This window comes from Pseudomonas sp. ICMP 460, from assembly GCF_002723595.1.
Taxonomy (GTDB): Bacteria; Pseudomonadota; Gammaproteobacteria; order Pseudomonadales; family Pseudomonadaceae; genus Aquipseudomonas; species Aquipseudomonas kitaguniensis.
Genome location: NZ_LKBR01000079.1, coordinates 72,984 through 91,967 on the forward strand (window position 1 = coordinate 72,984; position 18,984 = coordinate 91,967).

The 18,984-nt window shown below is 59.5% G+C and carries 19 protein-coding genes; 5 read left to right on the forward strand and 14 right to left on the reverse strand.

The features are described 5' to 3' along the window. Positions 1-31: 31 nt before the first annotated feature. The 6 genes from relA to AO240_RS26410 form a co-directional block, all read right to left on the reverse strand. Positions 32-2,275, reverse strand: coding sequence for a GTP diphosphokinase (gene relA / locus AO240_RS26385; RefSeq protein WP_058412172.1), 2,244 nt, complete (start codon positions 2,273-2,275; stop codon positions 32-34). A 136-nt stretch (positions 2,276-2,411) separates the two neighbouring features. Beyond that, positions 2,412-3,767 (reverse strand): 23S rRNA (uracil(1939)-C(5))-methyltransferase RlmD, encoded by a 1,356-nt coding sequence (rlmD, locus tag AO240_RS26390; protein WP_099240508.1) that lies wholly within the window; start codon positions 3,765-3,767, stop codon positions 2,412-2,414. After that, a complete protein-coding gene (cysM, locus tag AO240_RS26395; protein ID WP_058412174.1) occupies positions 3,767-4,669 on the reverse strand; it encodes a cysteine synthase CysM in 903 nt (300 codons plus the stop codon). The genes rlmD and cysM overlap by 1 nt, the downstream gene beginning before the upstream one ends. A 117-nt stretch (positions 4,670-4,786) precedes the next feature. Next, positions 4,787-5,377, reverse strand: a complete 591-nt coding sequence (locus AO240_RS26400; protein WP_099240511.1) for a tRNA-uridine aminocarboxypropyltransferase — start codon at positions 5,375-5,377, stop codon at positions 4,787-4,789. Positions 5,378-5,557: 180 nt separating this feature from the next. Further along, entirely contained in the window at positions 5,558-5,680 is a 123-nt protein-coding gene (locus AO240_RS29120; protein WP_256586059.1) for a PA1414 family protein, read from the reverse strand. A gap of 176 nt (positions 5,681-5,856) precedes the next feature. Next, complete coding sequence (locus AO240_RS26410; protein WP_099240518.1) at positions 5,857-6,729, reverse strand: LysR family transcriptional regulator; 873 nt, start codon at positions 6,727-6,729, stop codon at positions 5,857-5,859. A gap of 103 nt (positions 6,730-6,832) precedes the next feature. Here AO240_RS26410 and AO240_RS26415 point away from each other — a divergent pair, with 103 nt between their 5' ends. Then, positions 6,833-8,050 carry an MFS transporter gene (locus tag AO240_RS26415; protein ID WP_099240521.1) on the forward strand — a complete coding sequence of 406 codons (1,218 nt, stop codon included), beginning with the start codon at positions 6,833-6,835 and terminating at the stop codon, positions 8,048-8,050. On the opposite strand, the gene AO240_RS26420 is transcribed toward AO240_RS26415, so the two are convergent. From AO240_RS26420 to AO240_RS26430, 3 genes are all read right to left on the reverse strand, one after another. Continuing rightward, positions 7,962-9,404 carry an NCS1 family nucleobase:cation symporter-1 gene (locus tag AO240_RS26420; RefSeq protein ID WP_099240524.1) on the reverse strand — a complete coding sequence of 481 codons (1,443 nt, stop codon included), beginning with the start codon at positions 9,402-9,404 and terminating at the stop codon, positions 7,962-7,964. The two genes, AO240_RS26415 and AO240_RS26420, sit on opposite strands and share 89 nt — an antisense overlap. A gap of 198 nt (positions 9,405-9,602) precedes the next feature. Next, a complete protein-coding gene (locus AO240_RS26425) occupies positions 9,603-10,001 on the reverse strand; it encodes a DUF2177 family protein (RefSeq protein WP_058412179.1) in 399 nt (132 codons plus the stop codon). 71 nt (positions 10,002-10,072) lie between these two features. Then, positions 10,073-10,909, reverse strand: a complete 837-nt coding sequence (locus tag AO240_RS26430) for a S1 RNA-binding domain-containing protein (protein ID WP_099240526.1) — start codon at positions 10,907-10,909, stop codon at positions 10,073-10,075. A gap of 219 nt (positions 10,910-11,128) precedes the next feature. On the opposite strand from AO240_RS26430, the gene AO240_RS26435 reads away from it, so the two are divergent. The 3 genes from AO240_RS26435 to AO240_RS26445 all read left to right on the forward strand — a co-directional run bounded on the left by AO240_RS26435 (position 11,129) and on the right by AO240_RS26445 (position 13,173). Beyond that, positions 11,129-11,308, forward strand: a complete 180-nt coding sequence (locus AO240_RS26435) for a hypothetical protein (RefSeq protein ID WP_003193095.1) — start codon at positions 11,129-11,131, stop codon at positions 11,306-11,308. 206 nt (positions 11,309-11,514) lie between these two features. Next, positions 11,515-12,237 (forward strand): TorF family putative porin, encoded by a 723-nt coding sequence (locus AO240_RS26440; protein WP_099240529.1) that lies wholly within the window; start codon positions 11,515-11,517, stop codon positions 12,235-12,237. Between the two features lie 66 nt (positions 12,238-12,303). After that, a complete protein-coding gene (locus AO240_RS26445) occupies positions 12,304-13,173 on the forward strand; it encodes a DUF6279 family lipoprotein (protein WP_099240531.1) in 870 nt (289 codons plus the stop codon). A 161-nt stretch (positions 13,174-13,334) separates the two neighbouring features. Here AO240_RS26445 and AO240_RS26450 read toward each other — a convergent pair whose 3' ends face one another. Together AO240_RS26450 and AO240_RS26455 are read right to left on the reverse strand one after the other, a co-directional pair. Beyond that, positions 13,335-13,724, reverse strand: coding sequence for a hypothetical protein (locus tag AO240_RS26450; RefSeq protein WP_058412183.1), 390 nt, complete (start codon positions 13,722-13,724; stop codon positions 13,335-13,337). Positions 13,725-13,871: 147 nt separating this feature from the next. Further along, positions 13,872-15,218, reverse strand: a complete 1,347-nt coding sequence (locus AO240_RS26455) for a DEAD/DEAH box helicase (protein ID WP_099240534.1) — start codon at positions 15,216-15,218, stop codon at positions 13,872-13,874. A 193-nt stretch (positions 15,219-15,411) separates the two neighbouring features. Between AO240_RS26455 and AO240_RS26460 the strand changes: the two genes are divergently transcribed. Further along, positions 15,412-16,710, forward strand: a complete 1,299-nt coding sequence (locus AO240_RS26460) for a mechanosensitive ion channel family protein (RefSeq protein WP_099240537.1) — start codon at positions 15,412-15,414, stop codon at positions 16,708-16,710. 115 nt (positions 16,711-16,825) lie between these two features. On the opposite strand, the gene AO240_RS26465 is transcribed toward AO240_RS26460, so the two are convergent. The 3 genes from AO240_RS26465 to AO240_RS26475 form a co-directional block, all read right to left on the reverse strand. Next, positions 16,826-17,692: a carboxylate/amino acid/amine transporter gene (locus AO240_RS26465; protein WP_099240539.1), complete on the reverse strand. Its 867-nt coding sequence runs from the start codon at positions 17,690-17,692 to the stop codon at positions 16,826-16,828. 212 nt (positions 17,693-17,904) lie between these two features. Next, the gene (locus AO240_RS26470) at positions 17,905-18,507 is read right to left on the reverse strand and encodes an FMN-dependent NADH-azoreductase (RefSeq protein ID WP_099240541.1); all 603 of its coding nucleotides are present in this window, start codon (positions 18,505-18,507) and stop codon (positions 17,905-17,907) included. A gap of 151 nt (positions 18,508-18,658) precedes the next feature. Beyond that, positions 18,659-18,973, reverse strand: coding sequence for a 3-phosphoglycerate kinase (locus AO240_RS26475; RefSeq protein ID WP_099240544.1), 315 nt, complete (start codon positions 18,971-18,973; stop codon positions 18,659-18,661). Positions 18,974-18,984 lie beyond the last annotated feature (11 nt).

An 18,984-nucleotide genomic window follows, 5' to 3' on the forward strand; every position in this document is an offset into this window, starting at 1 on the left:
GTGTGGGAGTTCCCACACTTTCAGTCGGACTTCATGGCGTACGGTTGCGCCGCGTCTCGATGATGTTCGGCAATTGCGAAAGCCGCCCCAGCAGGCGCCCCAACGCGTCCAGCCCAGGAATCTCGATGGTCAAGGACATCGATGCAGTGTTGTCCTCTTTGTTCGAGCGGGTGTTCACCGCCAGCACGTTGATGCGCTCATTGAGCAGCACTTGCGAAACGTCACGCAGCAAACCGGAACGGTCGTAAGCACGAATCACGATGTCCACCGGGTAGGTGAGCACCGGCACCGGGCCCCAACTGACCTGGATGATGCGCTCCGGCTCGCGCCCGCCGAGCTGCAGCACCGAGGCGCAGTCCTGGCGGTGAATACTCACGCCACGGCCCTGGGTGATGTAACCGACAATGGCGTCGCCCGGCAATGGCTGGCAGCAGCCGGCCATTTGCGTCATCAAGTTGCCCACGCCCTGGATCTGAATGTCGCCGCGCTTGCCCGGTTTGTAGCCGGTGGCTTTACGCGGGATCAGCTCCAACTGTTCGCTGCCGCGCTCCGGCTCGACCAGTTGTTGCGCCAGGTTGACCAGTTGCGCCAAGCGCAGGTCGCCGGCGCCCAAGGCTGCGAACATGTCCTCGGCGATCTTCATGTTGGCTTTTTCGGCCAGCTTGTCGAAGTCCACTTGCGGCAGGCCCAAACGGCCCAGTTCACGCTCAAGCAAGGTTTTACCGGCGGCGACGTTCTGGTCGCGCGCCTGCAATTTGAACCAATGAACGATCTTCGCACGTGCCCGCGACGTGGTGATGTAGCCCAGGTTCGGGTTCAGCCAGTCGCGGCTCGGCGTGCCGTGTTTGCTGGTGATGATCTCGACCTGTTCGCCGGTCTGCAGGCTGTAGTTGAGCGGCACGATGCGCCCGTTGATCTTGGCGCCCCGGCAGTTGTGACCGATTTCGGTGTGCACGCGGTAGGCAAAGTCCAGCGGCGTAGAGCCTTTGGGCAAGTCGATGGCGTGGCCGTCGGGGGTGAAGATGTAAACCCGGTCGGGCTCGATGTCCACGCGCAATTGCTCGGCCAGGCCGCCGATGTCGCCAAGTTCTTCGTGCCATTCGAGCACTTGGCGCAGCCAGGAAATTTTCTCTTCGTACTGGTTGGAGCCGGCCTTGACGTCGGTGCCCTTGTAGCGCCAGTGCGCGCAAACGCCCAGCTCTGCCTCTTCGTGCATGGCGTGGGTGCGGATCTGCACTTCGAGCACCTTGCCCTCGGGGCCGATGACCGCGGTGTGCAACGAGCGGTAGCCGTTTTCCTTGGGGTTGGCGATGTAGTCGTCAAACTCCTTGGGAATATGCCGCCACAAGGTGTGGACGATGCCCAGCGCGGTATAGCAATCGCGCATCTCCGGCACCAGCACGCGCACGGCACGCACGTCGTAGATCTGGCTGAAGGCCAGGCCCTTGCGCTGCATTTTGCGCCAGATGGAATAGATGTGTTTGGCGCGGCCACTGATGTCGGCTTCGACGCCGGTGGCCTGCAACTCGGAACGCAACTGGCCCATCACGTCGCTGATAAAGCGCTCGCGGTCGAGCCGCCGCTCGTGCAGCAGCGTGGCAATCTGTTTGTATTGATCGGGTTCGAGGTAGCGGAAGGACAAGTCCTCCAGCTCCCACTTGATATGGCCGATGCCCAGGCGGTGTGCCAGCGGCGCGTAAATATCGAACACTTCGCGGGCCACACGGTTGCGCTTTTCGTCGTCGGCGGTCTTCACCGCGCGAATCGCGCAGGTACGCTCAGCCAGTTTGATCAGCGCGACACGCACGTCGTCGACCATCGCCACGAGCATTTTGCGCAGGTTTTCGACTTGGCCCTGGGTGCCCAGCACCATCGATTGGCGCGGGCTGAGGCTGGCACTGATGGCGGCCATGCGCAGCACGCCGTCGATCAGCTTGGCCACCACGGTGCCGAAACGCTGGCTGACCAATGGCAACGCGATATGCCCTTCGCGAACGCCGCGATAGAGCACGGCGGCGATCAGCGAATCCTGGTCGAGCTTGAGATCGGCGAGGATCTCGGCGATTTCCAACCCGGTGCGAAAACTTGACGTGCCTTCGGCCCAGAGATTCTTGGCCGCATTATTTTGCTGCTCGGACTCACGCGCGAACTCGCAAGCGGCCTTCAAGGCTTCACGGTCCAGTGCCGGGTCGACACTGACGGCATGATCCAGCCATGCCTCGAGATTGATACTGCCGTCGGTGTTGATCGGCTGGTGTGCTCTCACCTGTACCATCTTGCTTACCTTCCCTACGACGCACCTTGAATGCGCCAAAAAACATCGCTGACCTGCTTTGCAACCTTAGGCTACGCACGTTCCCTGACAGGTCACAGCCCAGGAGACTACAGGCCAGTCGGATTAAACGGGCATCCTAGCCCGCTTCAAATAACGCCATGGCCTCGACGTGTGCCGTTTGCGGAAACATGTCGAGGATCCCGGCACGTTTTAGCCGGTAGCCTTGCTTGACCAACTCAACCGTGTCCCGCGCCAGCGTGGCCGGGTTGCAGGACACATACACCACGCGCTTGGCCCCAAGGGTCGCAAGCTTGCGCACAACCTCCAGCGCACCATCACGCGGTGGGTCCAAGAGTACCGCAGAAAAGCCCTGTTTGGCCCACTGCGCGTCGCTCAAAGGCTGAGACAAATCGGCCTGAAAAAACTCTACATTGTGATGCAAATTATTGCTGATGGCGTTGAGTGCGGCCCGATCCACCATGGCTTGCACACCTTCCACCGCCACCACTTCACGCGCCTGTTTTGCCAATGGCAGGGCAAAATTGCCGAGCCCGCAGAACAAGTCCAGCACCCGCTCATCAGGCTGCGGCGCAAGCCATTCCAGCGCCTGGGCGATCATTGCCGCGTTGACGGCGGCATTCACTTGTACAAAATCGCCCGGCCGATAGGCCAGTTCCAGGCCCCACTGATCCAACCGATAACCCAACGCGGTATGCGCCTCGACCGGTTCCGGCTGGCCTTCGCCATGCAGCCACAATTGGGCTTCATGGAAGGCGCAGAATTCTTTGAGTATCAGCAGGTCGGCGTCCGACAATGGCGACATATGCCGCAACAACACCGCAATCGACGAACCGCTGAATAGCTCCACATGCCCCAGCGCCTGAGGTTTGCTCAAGCGGCGCAGCATGTTCGGCAAACGCTGCATGAGCGGTTGCAAGGCCTGTACCAGCACCGGGCAATCATCGATGGCGATGATGTCCTGGCTGGCCACCGCGCGAAAACCCACTTCCAGTTGCCTGGCCTTCGCGTCCCAACGCACGGCCACGCGGGCACGGCGACGGTAGGCAAATTCCGGCCCGCTTAAAGGTGCGGCCCACTCTTGCGGTTCGACACCGGCCACGCGAGACAGTTGCTCGGCGAGCATGCGCTGTTTCAGGGCGAGTTGTTCGTCTTGGGGCAGGTGCTGCACGCTGCAACCGCCGCAGCGGCCAAAGTGCGCGCACGGCGCCGGGCGGCGTAACTCACTGGCCTTGAACACACGCTCGGTGCGCGCTTCGACCACTTTGCCGTGGGCGCCCAATACCCGCGCTTCGACTTCTTCGCCGGCCAGCGCGCCGTTCACAAACCAGGTGCGGCCTTCAAAAAAAACAATGCCGCGCCCATCGTTGGCCAAACGCTCGATGCTCAGGCGTTGTTTTTTGCCCACCGGAATCTGTGGCGCCCGGCTGCCGCCCGTAGGCTGGAAACGCAGGCCTCTCTCGTGCTTGGCCATCAGTTGGGTTCGTCGAAAATGCCGGTCGACAGGTAACGGTCGCCACGGTCACAGATGATCCCGACGATCACCGCGTTTTCCAGTTCTTTAGACAAACGCAACATACCTGCCACGGCACCACCGGCAGACACACCGCAGAAGATGCCTTCTTCACGCGCCAACCGGCGGGTGGTGTCTTCGGCTTCACGCTGGGCCATGTCGATGATGCGGTCCACGCGCACGGCCTCGTAGATCTTCGGCAGGTACTCTTGCGGCCAGCGGCGAATGCCGGGGATGGACGCGCCTTCCATCGGTTGCAGGCCGACAATCTGAATCGCCGGGTTCTGCTCCTTGAGGTAGCGCGAATTGCCCATGATGGTGCCGGTGGTGCCCATGGAGCTGACGAAATGAGTAATGCTGCCGTGGGTCTGACGCCAGATTTCGGGGCCGGTGGAGGTGTAATGCGCCTCGGGATTGTCGCCGTTGGCGAACTGGTCGAGCACTTGGCCACGGCCTTCGGCCGCCATGCGCTCGGCGAGGTCGCGGGCGCCTTCCATGCCCTCTTCCTGGGTAACCAGCACCAACTCGGCGCCGTAAGCGGTCATCGCCGCCTTGCGCTCGGCGCTGCCGTTGTCGGGCATGATCAGCACCATCTTATAACCCTTGATCGCCGCGGCCATGGCCAGGGCGATGCCGGTGTTACCCGAGGTGGCTTCGATCAGGGTGTCGCCGGGTTTGATCTGCCCGCGCAGCTCGGCGCGGGTGATCATCGACAGCGCCGGGCGGTCCTTGACGGAACCGGCCGGGTTGTTTCCCTCAAGCTTGAGCAACAGGGTATTGCTGGTTTCACCCGCCATGCGTTGCAAGCGGACCAGGGGCGTGTTGCCGACGCAATCGGCGATTGTAGGGTACTGCAAGGTCATGGCGTATTCGCAATCCAGACTGCGGGGGCGAACATCATACCGGGAAAGACTGGCAGGCCATATCACGCAAAGTGCGGTGCTTATGGCTTAAAGGAATAAGCAGGCTGACAGCCCTTGTCAGCCGTGGTTTTTCTGGAACACCGCAGGTCCCATGGCTGCGATCTGGCCGTCGATCAGGGCATCGAACGGCGCGAGCAAGGGTTCGAAAGACACCGGCGCTTCCAGCACCTGCAAGGCTTGTACGATCGCCTCCACCGTCGACAACGCCCCTGGCCCCGGCGCCTTGCGCAGCCGGTAGCGGGACGCCGCGCCCTCGGCCAGCGTGACGCGGGGCAAGGCCGCCAACAATGGGTTGAGGTGCAAGAGTTTGCGCGCCTTGCGCCACGTGCCGTCGGGCACCACCAGCAACAGCGGCGGGTCGCCGGGTACATACGTTTGCAGCGGCAGCGCATCGTCAGACGGAAACAACAGCCACGCTTGATAGCCGGGTGGGTTCAACAAGGTCGGCAGGTCCTCGAACACCTCACCCACCACCAACTGCGCATTGTTCAACCCCAACGCGGCCAGCCGCGCGGTATTCAGCGCATGGTTAACCTCACTCGGGTGCTGCAAGAGCAACACGCGGGTGCGACTGTCGAGAGTGGGGATCAGCGGGCACAAACAATGGGTGACGGGCCTGAGGCAGCGGGAGCATTGAGGTCTGGACATGAATTTCAGGAATACAACTATAAGAGCAGGCTTATGTGGAAGCCAGGTGTGTGTGCGGGAGCCGTGCTTGCCGGCGATTCAGGCGCCTCGGTGCATCAGGCAGACCGAGGTGATGCTATCGCAGGCAGGCTGGCTCCCACAAAAGCCAGTGCCCACCTCAACGCCTGTTTCGACCTGCGCTTACCTGCGACGCGGCCTGCGCTGCTCGTCGTCCGTGCGAATCGGCACAGGTTGCAGCGGCGGCTCAATCAAGCCCAGCGCAACGCCGAGGTCATGGAGCCAGTTTTGAATTTTGTCTTTCATGGTTGCCCCCTTTGAGGGTAGTGCGGGTCGGCGGTGGCTATGCAGCCTTACGAAATGTCGCCGCTTCGTACAGATAGTAGCCCTAAGTCCTACGCAATGCTTGAACGAAACCACAACGAACTATTACTGAATTGATTCAAATCCTGACGGATCGTTCAAGCAATCGCGCGCGCGTCCTACAGCACATCGGCGTTGCCTTCGCGCTGCAGGTCAATCCATGCATTGAGGTTAGCGCCGAGCATACCCTTTCGCCACATCAGCCAGGTGGTCGCAGTAGCAAAAGGCCCTGTCAGCGGATGAACGGACACGCCGTCCTTGCCTGGCAGGCTGTCGAGCATGGATTGGGACATCAACGCCACCCCAGAACCGGCAATCACGCAGGCGAGCATGCCCTGATAAGACTCGATCTCAATCGCCCGGCCCATGGCCACGTGCTCGTGCGAAAACCACGCCTCCAGCCGCGTGCGATAGGCGCAACTGCGGCGGAAGGTGAACACCGAGCGCCCGGCAACATCCTGAGGCCCGCGCACGGGTGGGTGATCCGCCTCGCAAATCAGCACCAGGCGCTCTTCGCACAGCGGCACGCCGTCCAGGGTGGCGATGGTCAGCGGGCCATCCACCAGCGCCGCATCCAGACGCCCGGTGATTAAACCTTCCAGCAGTTCACCACTGGGCGCCATTTGCACCTGCAAGTTCACCTTCGGATAAGCCTTGTGATAACGCGCCAACAGCTTGGGTAAATGAATCGCGGCGGTGCTGTACATGCTGCCCAACACAAAGTCGCCGGCCGGTTGCCCACCCTGCACCGCGCCGCAGGCTTCGTCATGCAACGCAAGCAAGCGGGCGCTGTAGTCGAGCAGCACCTTGCCCGCAGGAGAAAGCTGCAAACGCTGGCGCTCACGCACGAACAACTCGACGCCGAGTTGCTCCTCCATCTGCTTGAGGCGTGTCGACAGGTTCGAGGGCACGCGATGCAGGCGCTCGGCAGCGCGTGTGATGGAGCCCTCTTGCGCCACGGCCTGGAAAATCCGCAATTGACTGAACTCCATACCTTTCTCCAAAACTGAACAAGTTACTAACTATTATTCATTTTTACAGAAAGTCAAAGCGTTTTAGGCTGACGGTCTTCGCTTGCACACAGGAAACCTGAGCATGTCACCGCTTATTCGTTTACTCGCGAGTTTTATCGCGCTGATGATGGCCATGGGCATTGGCCGCTTCGCCCTCACCCCGCAAATGCCGCATTTGCTCAGCGAAGGGCAAATCGACCTGACCGGCGCCGGGCTGATCGCCGCCGCCAATTACCTGGGCTATTTTGTGGGTGCCGTGGACTCGACTTTTGCGCGCAGCCACCAGCATGTGCGTGGCCGCCTGTACGGCGGGCTGTGGCTCTGCGTGCTACTGACCCTGGCATCGTATTGGGCCAACGGGTTCTGGCCGCATCTGTTGCTGCGTTTTGGCACCGGTGTCGCCAGTGCGTGGGCATTGGTGATGATCACCAGTTTGAGCCAGCCGCTGGCGATTGCCGCAGGGCGGCCACGCTTGGGTGCATTGGTGTTTGCCGGGCCCGGGTTGGGGATTGTGCTGACCGGGTTGCTGGCGCTGGGCTCGAATGTGCTGGGGCAAAGCTCTGCAACGTTGTGGCTGGTGTATGGGGTGGTGGCGTTGGTCATGCTGTTGGCGATCCTGCCTTTCTTGCCGCAGCCGACCGTTAATAGCGCACCCGCCTCCAGCGTCGGCAGCAATCAAAGCATCGCGCACCTGTGCTGGGTTTATTTCCTGTACGGCTTGGGCTACATCATCCCGGCGACCTTCCTGTCACAGATGGCCACTGCGCAGTTCGACGGCGCGTGGCAGGCGGATTTGTTCTGGCCATGCTTTGGCTTGGCCGCGGCGCTTGGCGTGGTGGTGGTGAGCCTGCGCCGCAAGAGTCCACAGAGCACTCGTCGCTGGCTGATGACAACGTTATGGCTGCAAGCGGTCGGCGTATTCGCCTGCCTGCTGGGCAATGGCTGGGGCCTGGCGTTGGGCGTGTTGCTGTGCGGTGCGCCGTTTCTGGCGTGCATGATGCTGGTGATGCAACGCTTGCGAGATATAGCGCCGCACGGCTATCAGCGCAGCACCGGGCTGTTGACCGCGAGCTTTGCCATCGGCCAGTTGAGCGGCTCGCTGCTCGCCTCGGTGAGCAGCCATCTGAGCGGCGGCCTGCAACCGGCTTTGCTGGTTGCAGGCGCAGGCCTGTTGCTGGCGGGCGCGGTGTTACTGCGCCCTGCCGCTGCTGTCAGCCGACCACCAGCGGCGCGGCTACGCGCACCTGTTCTCGGCGCGCCAGCAACAGAAAAAATAGCCCACCGAGGAAGCACCCGGTAAACCAGGCGAAGTTGGCCATGCCCTGCAACGCCGGTGTGAAGGTAATGGCGACGCCCACCAGCGTCGCGGGAACCAGCGCTTTAACCGCCGTCCAGTTGACCCCGCCGTCGAAATAATAGCGGCCGTTGGGGCTGTCATCGAACAGCGCAGCCACATCGATCTGCTGCTTTTTGATCAGGTAGAAGTCCACCAGCAGGATGCCGAACAACGGCCCGATAAACGCGGCCAGGATATCCAGGGTGTAGTGGATCATCAGCGGGTTGTTAAACAGGTTCCACGGCGTGATAAAGATCGACGCCACGGCCGCGATCATGCCGCCCGCACGCCAGCTGATTTTGCTCGGCGCGACGTTGGCGAAGTCGAATGCCGGCGATACAAAATTGGCGACGATATTGATGCCGATGGTCGCTGTGACAAAGGCAAACGCGCCGAGTAATACCGCCACGCTGTTGTCGATGCGCGACACCGTGGCGATCGGGTCATGCAGCATTTCACCGAACACCGGCAACGTGCCCGAGACGATCACCACGGTGACCAGCGAGAACGCCAGGAAATTCACCGGCAGCCCCCAGAAGTTACCGCGTCGCACGTCTTGCATGCTGCGGCAGTAGCGGCTGAAATCACCGAAATTCAACGTAGGGCCAGAGAAGTACGACACCACCAGCGCTGTCGCTACAACCACTTGGCCAAAGGCCTGCCAGCCCGACAGCGATTTTTCCGACAGGGTAAAGCTGATATTCGCCCAGCCGGCCTTGAACACAATCCAGCCTGCCAGGGCAAACATCACGGCATAGACCAGCGGGCCCGCCCAGTCGATAAAGCGGCGGATGGACTCCATACCCGCCCAGAACACCGCAGCCTGCACTGCCCACAAGCTGAGAAAGCCAAACCAGCCCAAGTAGGATAATCCTGCGAAATGCGGTTCTGCGTACGCCGCCATTTGTGGGAAAAATCGCAGCACCACGATGATCAAGGCACTCGACGCCAAGTAGGTCTGAATACCGTACCAGGCCACGGCGATCAGGCCACGGATCACTGCCGGAATATTCGCCCCGAACACACCGAATGCCAGCCGGCAAATCACCGGATAGGGTACGGCAGCCTGCTGGCTGGGTTTGGCGACCAGATTGGCGATCACCTGCACAATGCAAATGCCCGCGAGCAACGCGATCAACACCTGCCAACTGGCCAGCCCGAGGGCGAACAGGCTGGCGGCGAACACATAGCCGCCGACGCTGTGCACGTCGCTCATCCAGAAGGCAAAAATGTTGTACCAGGTCCACTTTTGCGGCAGTGGGCCAAGGTCTTTGTTGTACAGGCGCGGGCTGTAGCCGTTGGGCAAGTGTTCGGTCATCGCGTGGCTCCTCGAAATACCGGCCTGCGCTCCCGTAACCGTGTGCATACGGGAGGCGGCTCAAGTTGTATACGAGAAGGTCAGCAGAATGCGTGCCAATAGAACACAATCCTTTTGCAACTGGGCTGCATAAGGGTCTAAAGAGATTTAACAGCTGAGGTTATGCTCGGCAACGGTGCACAGCAAACCTGTACACAATCACTTGCGCACCCGATCTGCGCACAGGTAGCCGACCGTGCAGCACATGGCCGTCAGGAACGTACCCCAGGCCATGTCCATGACCGCAAGGCCAGCCGACCAGCCTTGCAGCGTGGCCCAATTGCTCAGGTCGTAAGTGCCATAGGCCACCAGGCCCAACAGCGCACCGAGGCGTGCGGCGCGTTGCCAACTAGCGCTTGGCAACACCACGAACACCACGCAGCCCGTCACATATAAAAGATAGAACAGCACGGCGGGCAACAGGCGTGGCTGATCAAGCATCAGCGAGCCCAGCAGGGACTTGTAGGTCGGGCCCATCAGGACGCCCAGCCAAAGGCCGTCGAGCACCAGGAAGGCGAGCAACGTGCCGAGGTAAGCAAACAGTGTTTTCTTGGTCATTGACGCAAACCTCTGTAGAAGCGAGCCAGAACCGGGCGTTCTCCTCGCTTCTAACAGAGAGCAAACAGCACTTAGCTTAGTTCAATGCGATCCGCGTGAATCACAATCTGGCCTTGCTTGTAGAGCGCACCAATGGCCTTCTTGAAATTGCCCTTGCTGACGCCGAACAAATTGCTGATCACGGCGGGGTCGCTTTTATCGCTGACCGGCAAGCTGCCGTTGTTTTCGCGCAACTTGGCGAGGATCTTCGAGTTGAGGCTGGAGGCCGCTTCCTGGCCAACGGGTTGCAGGCTCAGGCTGATGTTGCCATCGGCGCGGATCTCTTTGATAAAGCCTCTCTCTTCCTTGCCCGGGCGCAGGAACTTGAACACTTCGTTCTTGTGGATCAAGCCCCAGTGCTTGTTGTTGATGATCGCCTTGAAGCCCATGTCGGTGGCTTCGGCCACCAACAGGTCGACCTCCTGGCCCACCTGATAATTGGCAGGCGTCTTGTCCAGGTAGCGGTCGAGGCGCGCGGTAGCAGTGATGCGTTTGGTGTGCTTGTCGAGGTAGACGTGCACGATGCAGTATTCACCGGCAGTCATCTGGCGTTTTTCTTCGGAATACGGCAGCAACAGATCCTTGGGCAAACCCCAGTCGAGGAATACGCCAATGCTGTTGACTTCGACTACTTTCAGACTGGCAAATTCGCCGACCTGGACTTTCGGCGTTTCAGTCGTCGCGATCAGTTTGTCGTCGCTGTCCAGGTAAATGAAAACGTTGAGCCAGTCTTCATCTTCACTGGGGGTATCCTTTGGGATATACCGATTAGGCAAGAGGATTTCACCGTCTTGCGCACCGTCCAGGTACAAACCAAAGTTAGTGTGTTTAACCACTTGCAAGCTGTTGTAGCGCCCGATTAGAGCCATTTCAAATACCCTCATTGCGTGGGCGGCATTCTACCCGAGTTGTGCTCGACACGCCCGCGCGCCTGAAAATCTTAGGCCTGCGCGGCGTGCTGCTGCGCATTGCTCCGCTCGTCTGATACGCCCGCGCCGATTATTTTTGAAGGATATTTGCCAAGCAATTGTCAAGTATTTCCTGTACGATGCCTGGCCAAGTTAATTTTCTACAGGTTAGTGGCCGCCATGCGCGTAAAAGCATCCAACAGCAAAGCAAAGCCAGCTCCCGCCGTTGAAACCAGCGAATCGATCAACAGCCAGATTGCTGCGTTCCTCAAGTCCGGCGGCGAAATCCAGCAAATTGCCAAGGGCGTGAGCGGCCAGACTTTCGGCCCGTCCAAGCAGATCAGCCTGGGTAAAAAGTAACACCCCGCACTGCAACTGGTCCCTAAGCGCCTTGCACTCAAGGCGCTAGGACTAGAGCCTGAAAAACCCCTCTGCACTACCCGGTTTTACGCTAATCGACGAACGGGACTCACCGCCTGGTATTCGCCGGTATGCTTGCACACGTCTAGCACGGGCATTTGCCCGATTTTCCCGGTCACTGCTCCTCGCTTTTCATGGAGTGAAGCATGCTTAAGCCCTGCTTTTTTCTGATAACTGCCCTAGCGGCAAGCCCCTTGGCCGAAGCGCAGGTTTTTCAGCGTGAATTGGGCGATTTCGACCTGAAATTGGGCACTACGCCGAGCCGTAGCATGGCCCAAGGCCTGGTTAAACCGACCAGCCCCGGCAGCGACTCATTTCACGGCGGCCTCGACCTGAGCCACGGCAGCGGCCTGTATATCGGCCAATTTTCACCGAACATGGGCCTTTCATCGGCCGACAACATTGAAGTCGACTCCTACATGGGCTTCAAACGCCCCTTCGACCAGACTCTGGGCTACGAAGTAGGCTTGATCCACTACAGCTATCCCAAGCTCAGCCCGCTCGACAGCCAGGAGTTCTATGGCGGCCTGAACTTGCTGGGCAACCGCTTTGGCGTGTCCTTCAGCAACGACCCGGACCGTCAGGACAGCACATTGTTTGCCGACCTCAGCGGCACGCAGCCCTTCGGTATCGGCGTCAGCATGAAGTACACCACGCATCAGTTGGGCACTCCGGCCGCCGTGGAAGGCGGCTCTATCAGCAGTTTCAGCGATTGGTCGGTACAGTTCTCGCGCGCGTGGAAGGGCGTTGACCTGGACCTGATCTACAGCGGCTCCAGCCTCAGCGGCGGCGATTGCTCAGCCTACTCCGGACACAATTCGCAATGCGATGGCCTGTTGACCTTGAAGGCTGTGCGGTCGTTTTATTGACGGGCTGAACTGTCGCGAGGTGCGTGGGTTCACATGCATTAACCCCCTCTGCGCAAGGACTCGCCCATGTTGCGTCGGCTCAAACTTCTGCTGGTACTGATGACCCTGAGCCTGGTGCTCGCCGGCTGCAATCGCGTGGGCCTGGCCTACCGCAATCTGGATGTGATTATTCCCTGGACCCTCAACGACTACCTGGACATGAATGCCGGGCAGAAGAGCTGGTTCAACGACAAACTCAAGGAACACCTGGCCTGGCATTGCACCACGCAACTGCCGGGCTACCTGGACTGGCTCGACCGTCTGCAACAGATGGTCGACAACAACCAGGTCACCGACGCCGCCCTGCAAGCCCGCACCGTCGAAGCCAAACAGGCGATTGCCGACGTCGCGCGGGAGATTACGCCGTCGGCCACTCAACTGCTGCAGGGCCTGGATGATCAGCAGGTCAAGGAGATGAATGAAGCCTTGGCCAAAGACTTGCGCAAGCGCCAGGACGAATACCTCAAGCCGCCCCTCGTCCAGCAGATCAAGGAACGTGCCGAGCGTATGAGCAAACGCCTGGATGCCTGGATGGGCCCGCTGAGTGCCAGCCAACAAAACCGGGTCACCGCGTGGTCCATCGCCTTGGGCGACCAGAACACCGCGTGGATCGGCAACCGCGCCCATTGGCAGGCGCAATTTATTGCCGCGGTGCAGCAACGCCAGAGCGCCGGTTTCGCGCAGAAAATCGAGCAATTACTGGTTGATCGCGAAAGCCTGTGGACACCGGACTACCGCGCTGCGTATGCCCAAACGGAAACGGCGGCACGCGGTTTGATCGTCGACCTGATGGCCGAGAGCACCGCGCAGCAACGCTTGAAGCTGACGCAGAAGATTGACAGCGTGCGCAGCGACTTCAAAGCCCTGAAATGCCTTAAGGCTGCCAGCAATAGCTGATATTTATAGGAGCGTATTTGTGGAAATTGCTCGCGATCGCGGTGCGTCAGTTGAAAACTACTTACCTGACACACCGCAATCGCGAGCAAGCCCGCTCCCACATTTTGACTGTGTTCTGCTGGTGGGATTGGGTCGGCTTTTCCCGCTTTTGATGGGTAAAATCAGGCAATTGCAGCCTTCGACGCCACTTGATCAAATGTCGCCGGTTCCAGCGCATCGGCCTGCTCGTCCAACACCTGACGCGGGTGGTCGTTACCGGGAATCGAGCTGTCTATCAGCGACAGCAATTGCGAGCCGCGCGGGGTCAGGATGAAGTTCTCACCGTTGCCGCCCTCTTCTTCCGGCCGCGACTCGATAAACCCGCGCTTGAGCAGCAGCGCCTCGTAATCGGCAGCGGTCTTTTTCAGTGTGTCCAGGTTACCGATGGATTCGCCCGCCGTGGCCTTCTCCGCGGCTTCCTGTTCAGCATATTTGCGCGGGGCAAAGCTGCCCTCGCCGTTCTGCACTTCATGCAGCAACCGTTCGATCAAATCCCAGTTGTAAGTCGTCATCCTGATTCCTCCTGTGGGGCGATGGAAAAATAGCCCGTCAAGCGGTGGACAGGCTGCACTTCTCGCCGTTCAGTCGATCAGACGAAGCCGCCAATACTGCGCATAAAAAAACCGGACATTGTCCGGTTTTTTCATATCAAACCAGCGCTACTCGGCAGACGGCGCTTCTGGCTTGCGACGCTTGAGCGGCGCCATGCCGTCCTTGCTCACGAGCGACAGGTTGTCGGTCTTCGGTCGGTTGGCGATCTTGCGCTTGGTCGGCGACTTGGCACCGGCTTTCTTCTTGTCGCCTTTGGCGTCGACTTTTTTCTTCTTCACGCCAACGGCCTTGCCTGAAGCCTTAACCTTCTTCGGCCCGGTGTAGGTGCCTTTGACTTCCTTGATGGTGCGGCGCTCGAACGACTGCTTCAAGTAGCGTTCGATGCTCGACATCAGGTTCCAATCGCCATGGCAGATCAGCGAGATCGCCAGGCCATCGTTACCGGCACGCCCGGTGCGACCGATACGGTGCACGTATTCATCGCCGCTGCGTGGCATGTCGAAGTTGATGACCATGTCCAGGCCATCCACGTCCAGGCCGCGCGCGGCAACGTCGGTAGCAACCAAAATTTTCACACCGCCAGCCTTGAGGCGGTCGATCGCCAGCTTGCGGTCCTTTTGGTCTTTCTCACCGTGCAGCACGAATGCTTTGTAGTCCTGTGCCACCAGGCGACCATAAATACGGTCAGCCGCAGCGCGGGTGTTGGTGAATACGATGGCTTTCTGATAGATCTCGTTGGCCAACAGCCAGTTGAGGATTTGCTCTTTGTGCACATTGTGGTCGGCGGTCACGATCTGCTGACGCGTGGTCGCGTTCAGGTCGCTGACGTTGTTGACCTGCAAGTGCTCCGGGTTATTCAGCACCTTGGCGACCATGTCACGCAGGGTCGAGCCGCCGGTGGTGGCAGAGAACAACATGGTCTGCTGGCGGTTCACACATTCAGCGACAAGGCGTTGCACGTCGTCGGCAAACCCCATGTCGAGCATGCGGTCGGCTTCGTCGAGCACCAGCACTTCGACTTCCTTGAGGTCGAGGTTGCCGGCGTTGAGTTGCTCGATCATGCGGCCTGGCGTGCCGATCAGAATATCCGGCACCTTGCGCAGCATGGCGGCCTGCACCTTGAAGTCTTCGCCACCAGTGATCAGGCCGGACTTGATGAAGGTGAACTGCGAGAAGCGCTCCACTTCCTTCAAGGTCTGCTGGGCCAGCTCACGGGTTGGCAACAGGATCAGGGTTTTGATGCTGACCCGAACTTTGGCCGGGCCGATCAGGCGGTTCAGAATCGGCAGAACGAAAGCGGCGGTTTTGCCACTCCCGGTTTGAGCCGTCACCCGCAGGTCACGCCCCTCGAGCGCGAGCGGGATGGCCGCTGCTTGCACCGGCGTAGGCTCGACAAATTTAAGCTCGGCCACGGCTTTGAGCAGGCGTTCGTGCAGGGCGAATTGGGAAAACACGGGTGCTACCTCGAAGAAATACAAAATATCAGCTGCATAGGGTAACGGTTTCGGGCGTCCAAACCGAGTTTCTTTACGCGAACGGCGCTAATCAGCTGCTTTTTTGTTAAGACATTTGTCCGCGCAACCAACTTCCTCGCACTTAAATGCTCTAATCGGCCCGTGTTGTCTTACAGAAGAATCGGTTTCATCCATGGATATCAAACAGCTCTGGCTCAACGTCCAAGACCTTTGGGGCGCCCTCGACCAGCACCCGCTGCTGCATTCCAGCCTGGGTTTGCTGGTGTTACTGGTCGTGGCCCTGGTGCTTGGAAGGGTCGCGCGCTACCTCATTCTGCATGCGGTCAAATTGCTCGGTCGCCAGCCCGCCCTGCACTGGCTGAATGACCTGCGGCACAACAAAGTCTTCCACCGACTGGCGCAGATGACGCCGTCTCTGGTGATTCAGTTCGGCCTGTACCTGGTGCCCGCCCTGGGCAAGACCGCCACGCTTTTTATCGGCAATGTAGCGCTGGCGTTCACCATCCTGTTCATGACGCTGGCCGTGAGCGCCCTGCTCAACGCCCTGCTGGACATCTACGCGCGCACCGAACATGCACGCACGCGATCGATCAAGGGCTACGTGCAACTGGCGAAGATGGTGCTGTTCGTGTTTGCCGCGATCATTATCGTCGCCACCCTGATCGACCGCTCGCCGCTGTTGCTGCTATCGGGCCTGGGTGCGATGTCGGCGGTAATCTTGTTGGTCTACAAGGACACACTGTTGTCCTTCGTCGCCAGCGTACAACTGACCAGCAACGACATGCTGCGGGTTGGCGACTGGATCGAAATGCCACAGGTCGGCGCCGACGGCGATGTAGTGGACATCACCCTGCACACGGTGAAGGTGCAGAACTTCGACAAGACCATCGTCTCCATCCCGACCTGGCGCCTGATGTCCGAGTCGTTCAAAAACTGGCGCGGCATGCAGGCGTCCGGCGGGCGCCGCATCAAGCGCAGCCTGTATATAGACGCCAGCGGCGTGCGCTTCCTGAATGACGACGAGGAAGTGCGCATGACCCAAGTGCACCTGCTCACCGATTACGTCAGCCGCAAGCAAGCCGAACTCAAGGCCTGGAACGACGCTCAGGGCAACAGCGCGCAACTGTCGGCCAACCGTCGCCGCATGACCAACCTCGGCACCTTTCGCGCCTACGCCTTGGCGTACCTGAAAAGCCACCCCGACATCCAGCCGAACATGACTTGCATGGTGCGCCAGATGCAAACCACCGCCCAAGGCGTGCCGCTGGAAATCTACTGCTTCACCCGCACCACGGCGTGGGCCGATTACGAGCGAATCCAGGGGGATATTTTCGATTATTTGCTGGCGGTGCTGCCGGAGTTCGGCTTGAGTTTGTATCAGCAGCCGAGTGGCAATGATTTAAGGGCCGGGATGTTGCCGGCGGTGTTGGGCGCCAGTCATTTGCCTGCGCCGGACCAGCATCCAACATAAAAGCGCATCTTCCCTGTGGGAGCGGGCTTGCTCGCGATTACGCTGTGTCAGTCGAAAACTACTTGTCTGATGTACAGCAATCGCGAGCAAGCCCGCTCCCACGGCTTGGGTGGCTTCAGCGGTGGGCAGGCGCGTTACGCAGGCCCAACCGGCTGATCCACACCGCCCCCAGAATCACCAACCCGCCCAACGCAAGCCTGCCAAGCGGCTCATGCTGGTTCCAGATCAGCAAATTCAGCAACAGCCCGACCGGCACATGCAGGTTGTTCATCACCGCCAGGGTGCCGCCGTTAACCAGGCACGCGCCCTTGTTCCACCAGTACATGCCCAGCGCCGTGCTGACCAACCCAAGGAACACCAACACGCCCCATTGCAGCGGCGCTTCGGGCAGAAAATTGGTTTTGCCGAACATCAAAAATGCCGGCAACACCACGATCAAGGCACCCACGTAAAAATAACCGAAGCGCCGGTAATGCGGCAGGTCACTCGGGTAGCGTGCCACCAAATGTTTGTACATTACCTGCCCGCAGGCGTAGGTGAAGTTGGCCAATTGCAGCAGCAAAAAACCCATCAGGAAGTGCGGTGTGATCTGGTCGAAACGAATCACTGCCGCACCACCCACCGCCACCAGCGCGGCGATCAGCGCCCAAGGGTTGAAGCGCCGGTTGAGCGCGTCTTCGATCAGGGTCACGTGCAGGGGCGTGAGGATGGTAAAAAGCAGCACTTCCGGCACCGTCAGCACACGAAAGCTCAGGTACAGGCACACGTAGGTCACGCCGAATTGCAGCGCGCCGATCAGCAGCATGCCGCGCATGAACGCAGGTTCTACCGAGCGCCAGCGCGTCAGCGGGATAAATACCAGCCCGGCCAGCACCACGCGCACCAGCACTGCAAAGTAGCTGTCGACGTGACCAGCGAGGTATTCGCCAATCAAGCTGAAGGAAAATGCCTGAATCAGGGTGACAACCAGTAGATAGCCCATGCGCGCCTCATTTCGAATGGGCGGCACCTTAAAGGTTTTCGGCACGTCACGAAACTCGGGGCAAAAAAAACCCGACCTCGCTATAGCGGCAGTCGGGCAGGAGCACTCAGGAGCTACAAGTGCAAAGGGAGGTTCGATACGCTTACTTGAAGGGTTTGCGTGGGGCGATATAAACACCGCACGATTATGTGACGATTAAACGATTAAGCAGCTCACGCAACGAGCTGGGCAAGCAGCGCTTTGGCGTGGTTGATGCCCTTTTCCTGGAAATCGCCGCTCAAGTTCACGCCTTCGGCATGAATGAAGGTGACGTCGTGAATCCCGATAAACGCCATCACCTGACGCAAGTAAGGTTCCTGGTGATCGGTGCTGGCGCCAGTGTGAAGGCCGCCGCGTGCGGTCAACACGATGGCGCGCTTGCCGGTGAGCAAGCCCTGAGGGCCGGTGGCGGTGTATTTAAAGGTCACGCCGGCACGCAACACGTGGTCGAGCCAGGCTTTGAGGGTGCTGGGGATGGCGAAGTTGTACATCGGGGCGGCCATGACCAACACGTCGGCGGCGAGCAATTCGTCGGTCAATTGGTTAGAGCGGTCCAGGCAAGCCTGTTCGATTTCGTTGCGCTGGTCGGCAGGTTTCATCCAGCCGCCGAGCAAGTTGGCGTCCAGGTGCGGCACTGGGTTAAGCGCCACGTCACGCACGCTGATCTGATCCGCCGGGTGCGCAACCTGCCATTGGCTGATGAACTGTTGGGTCAGTTGGCGGGAGATCGAATCCTGCTGGCGGGCGCTGCTTTCGATGATCAGAACATTAGACATGGCTACGTAGGCTCCATCTGTAATTGCTGTAAGGCGATAGAGAAAAGATTAACCAGGGCTCATTCGATAAAAAAGCGCAAAAAACTGCTACAACCCATCCATAAATTTGTTTATAAGCGCAGTATTGCTGTGAACCTGCGCAGCTTGCCGGTTATTTCGGAGCGCACGCCAAAGCGATGCGCATCTTGATAATCGCGCGGGTGAACTTGACCGTGGTGTTGGTGCTTTTACCCGCCGCAACCGTGACTTTGCGAGTACGTGGTGATTCCGGGCCGTTGGTGAAGGTTACCGAACACACGGCATCGTTGGTGCCGTAATTGTTTAGCCGGATCGAACTGATGTCGCCGTCCACGTCGGAAGCGTTGTAGTCCACTTGCACGCCGTCGATCTTTTTAGTCACGTCGATGGGGTACGCAAACGCCGTCATTGGCAGCAGCGACAGCAACACACAACAGAATTTTCTCATTCGGCAGTCTC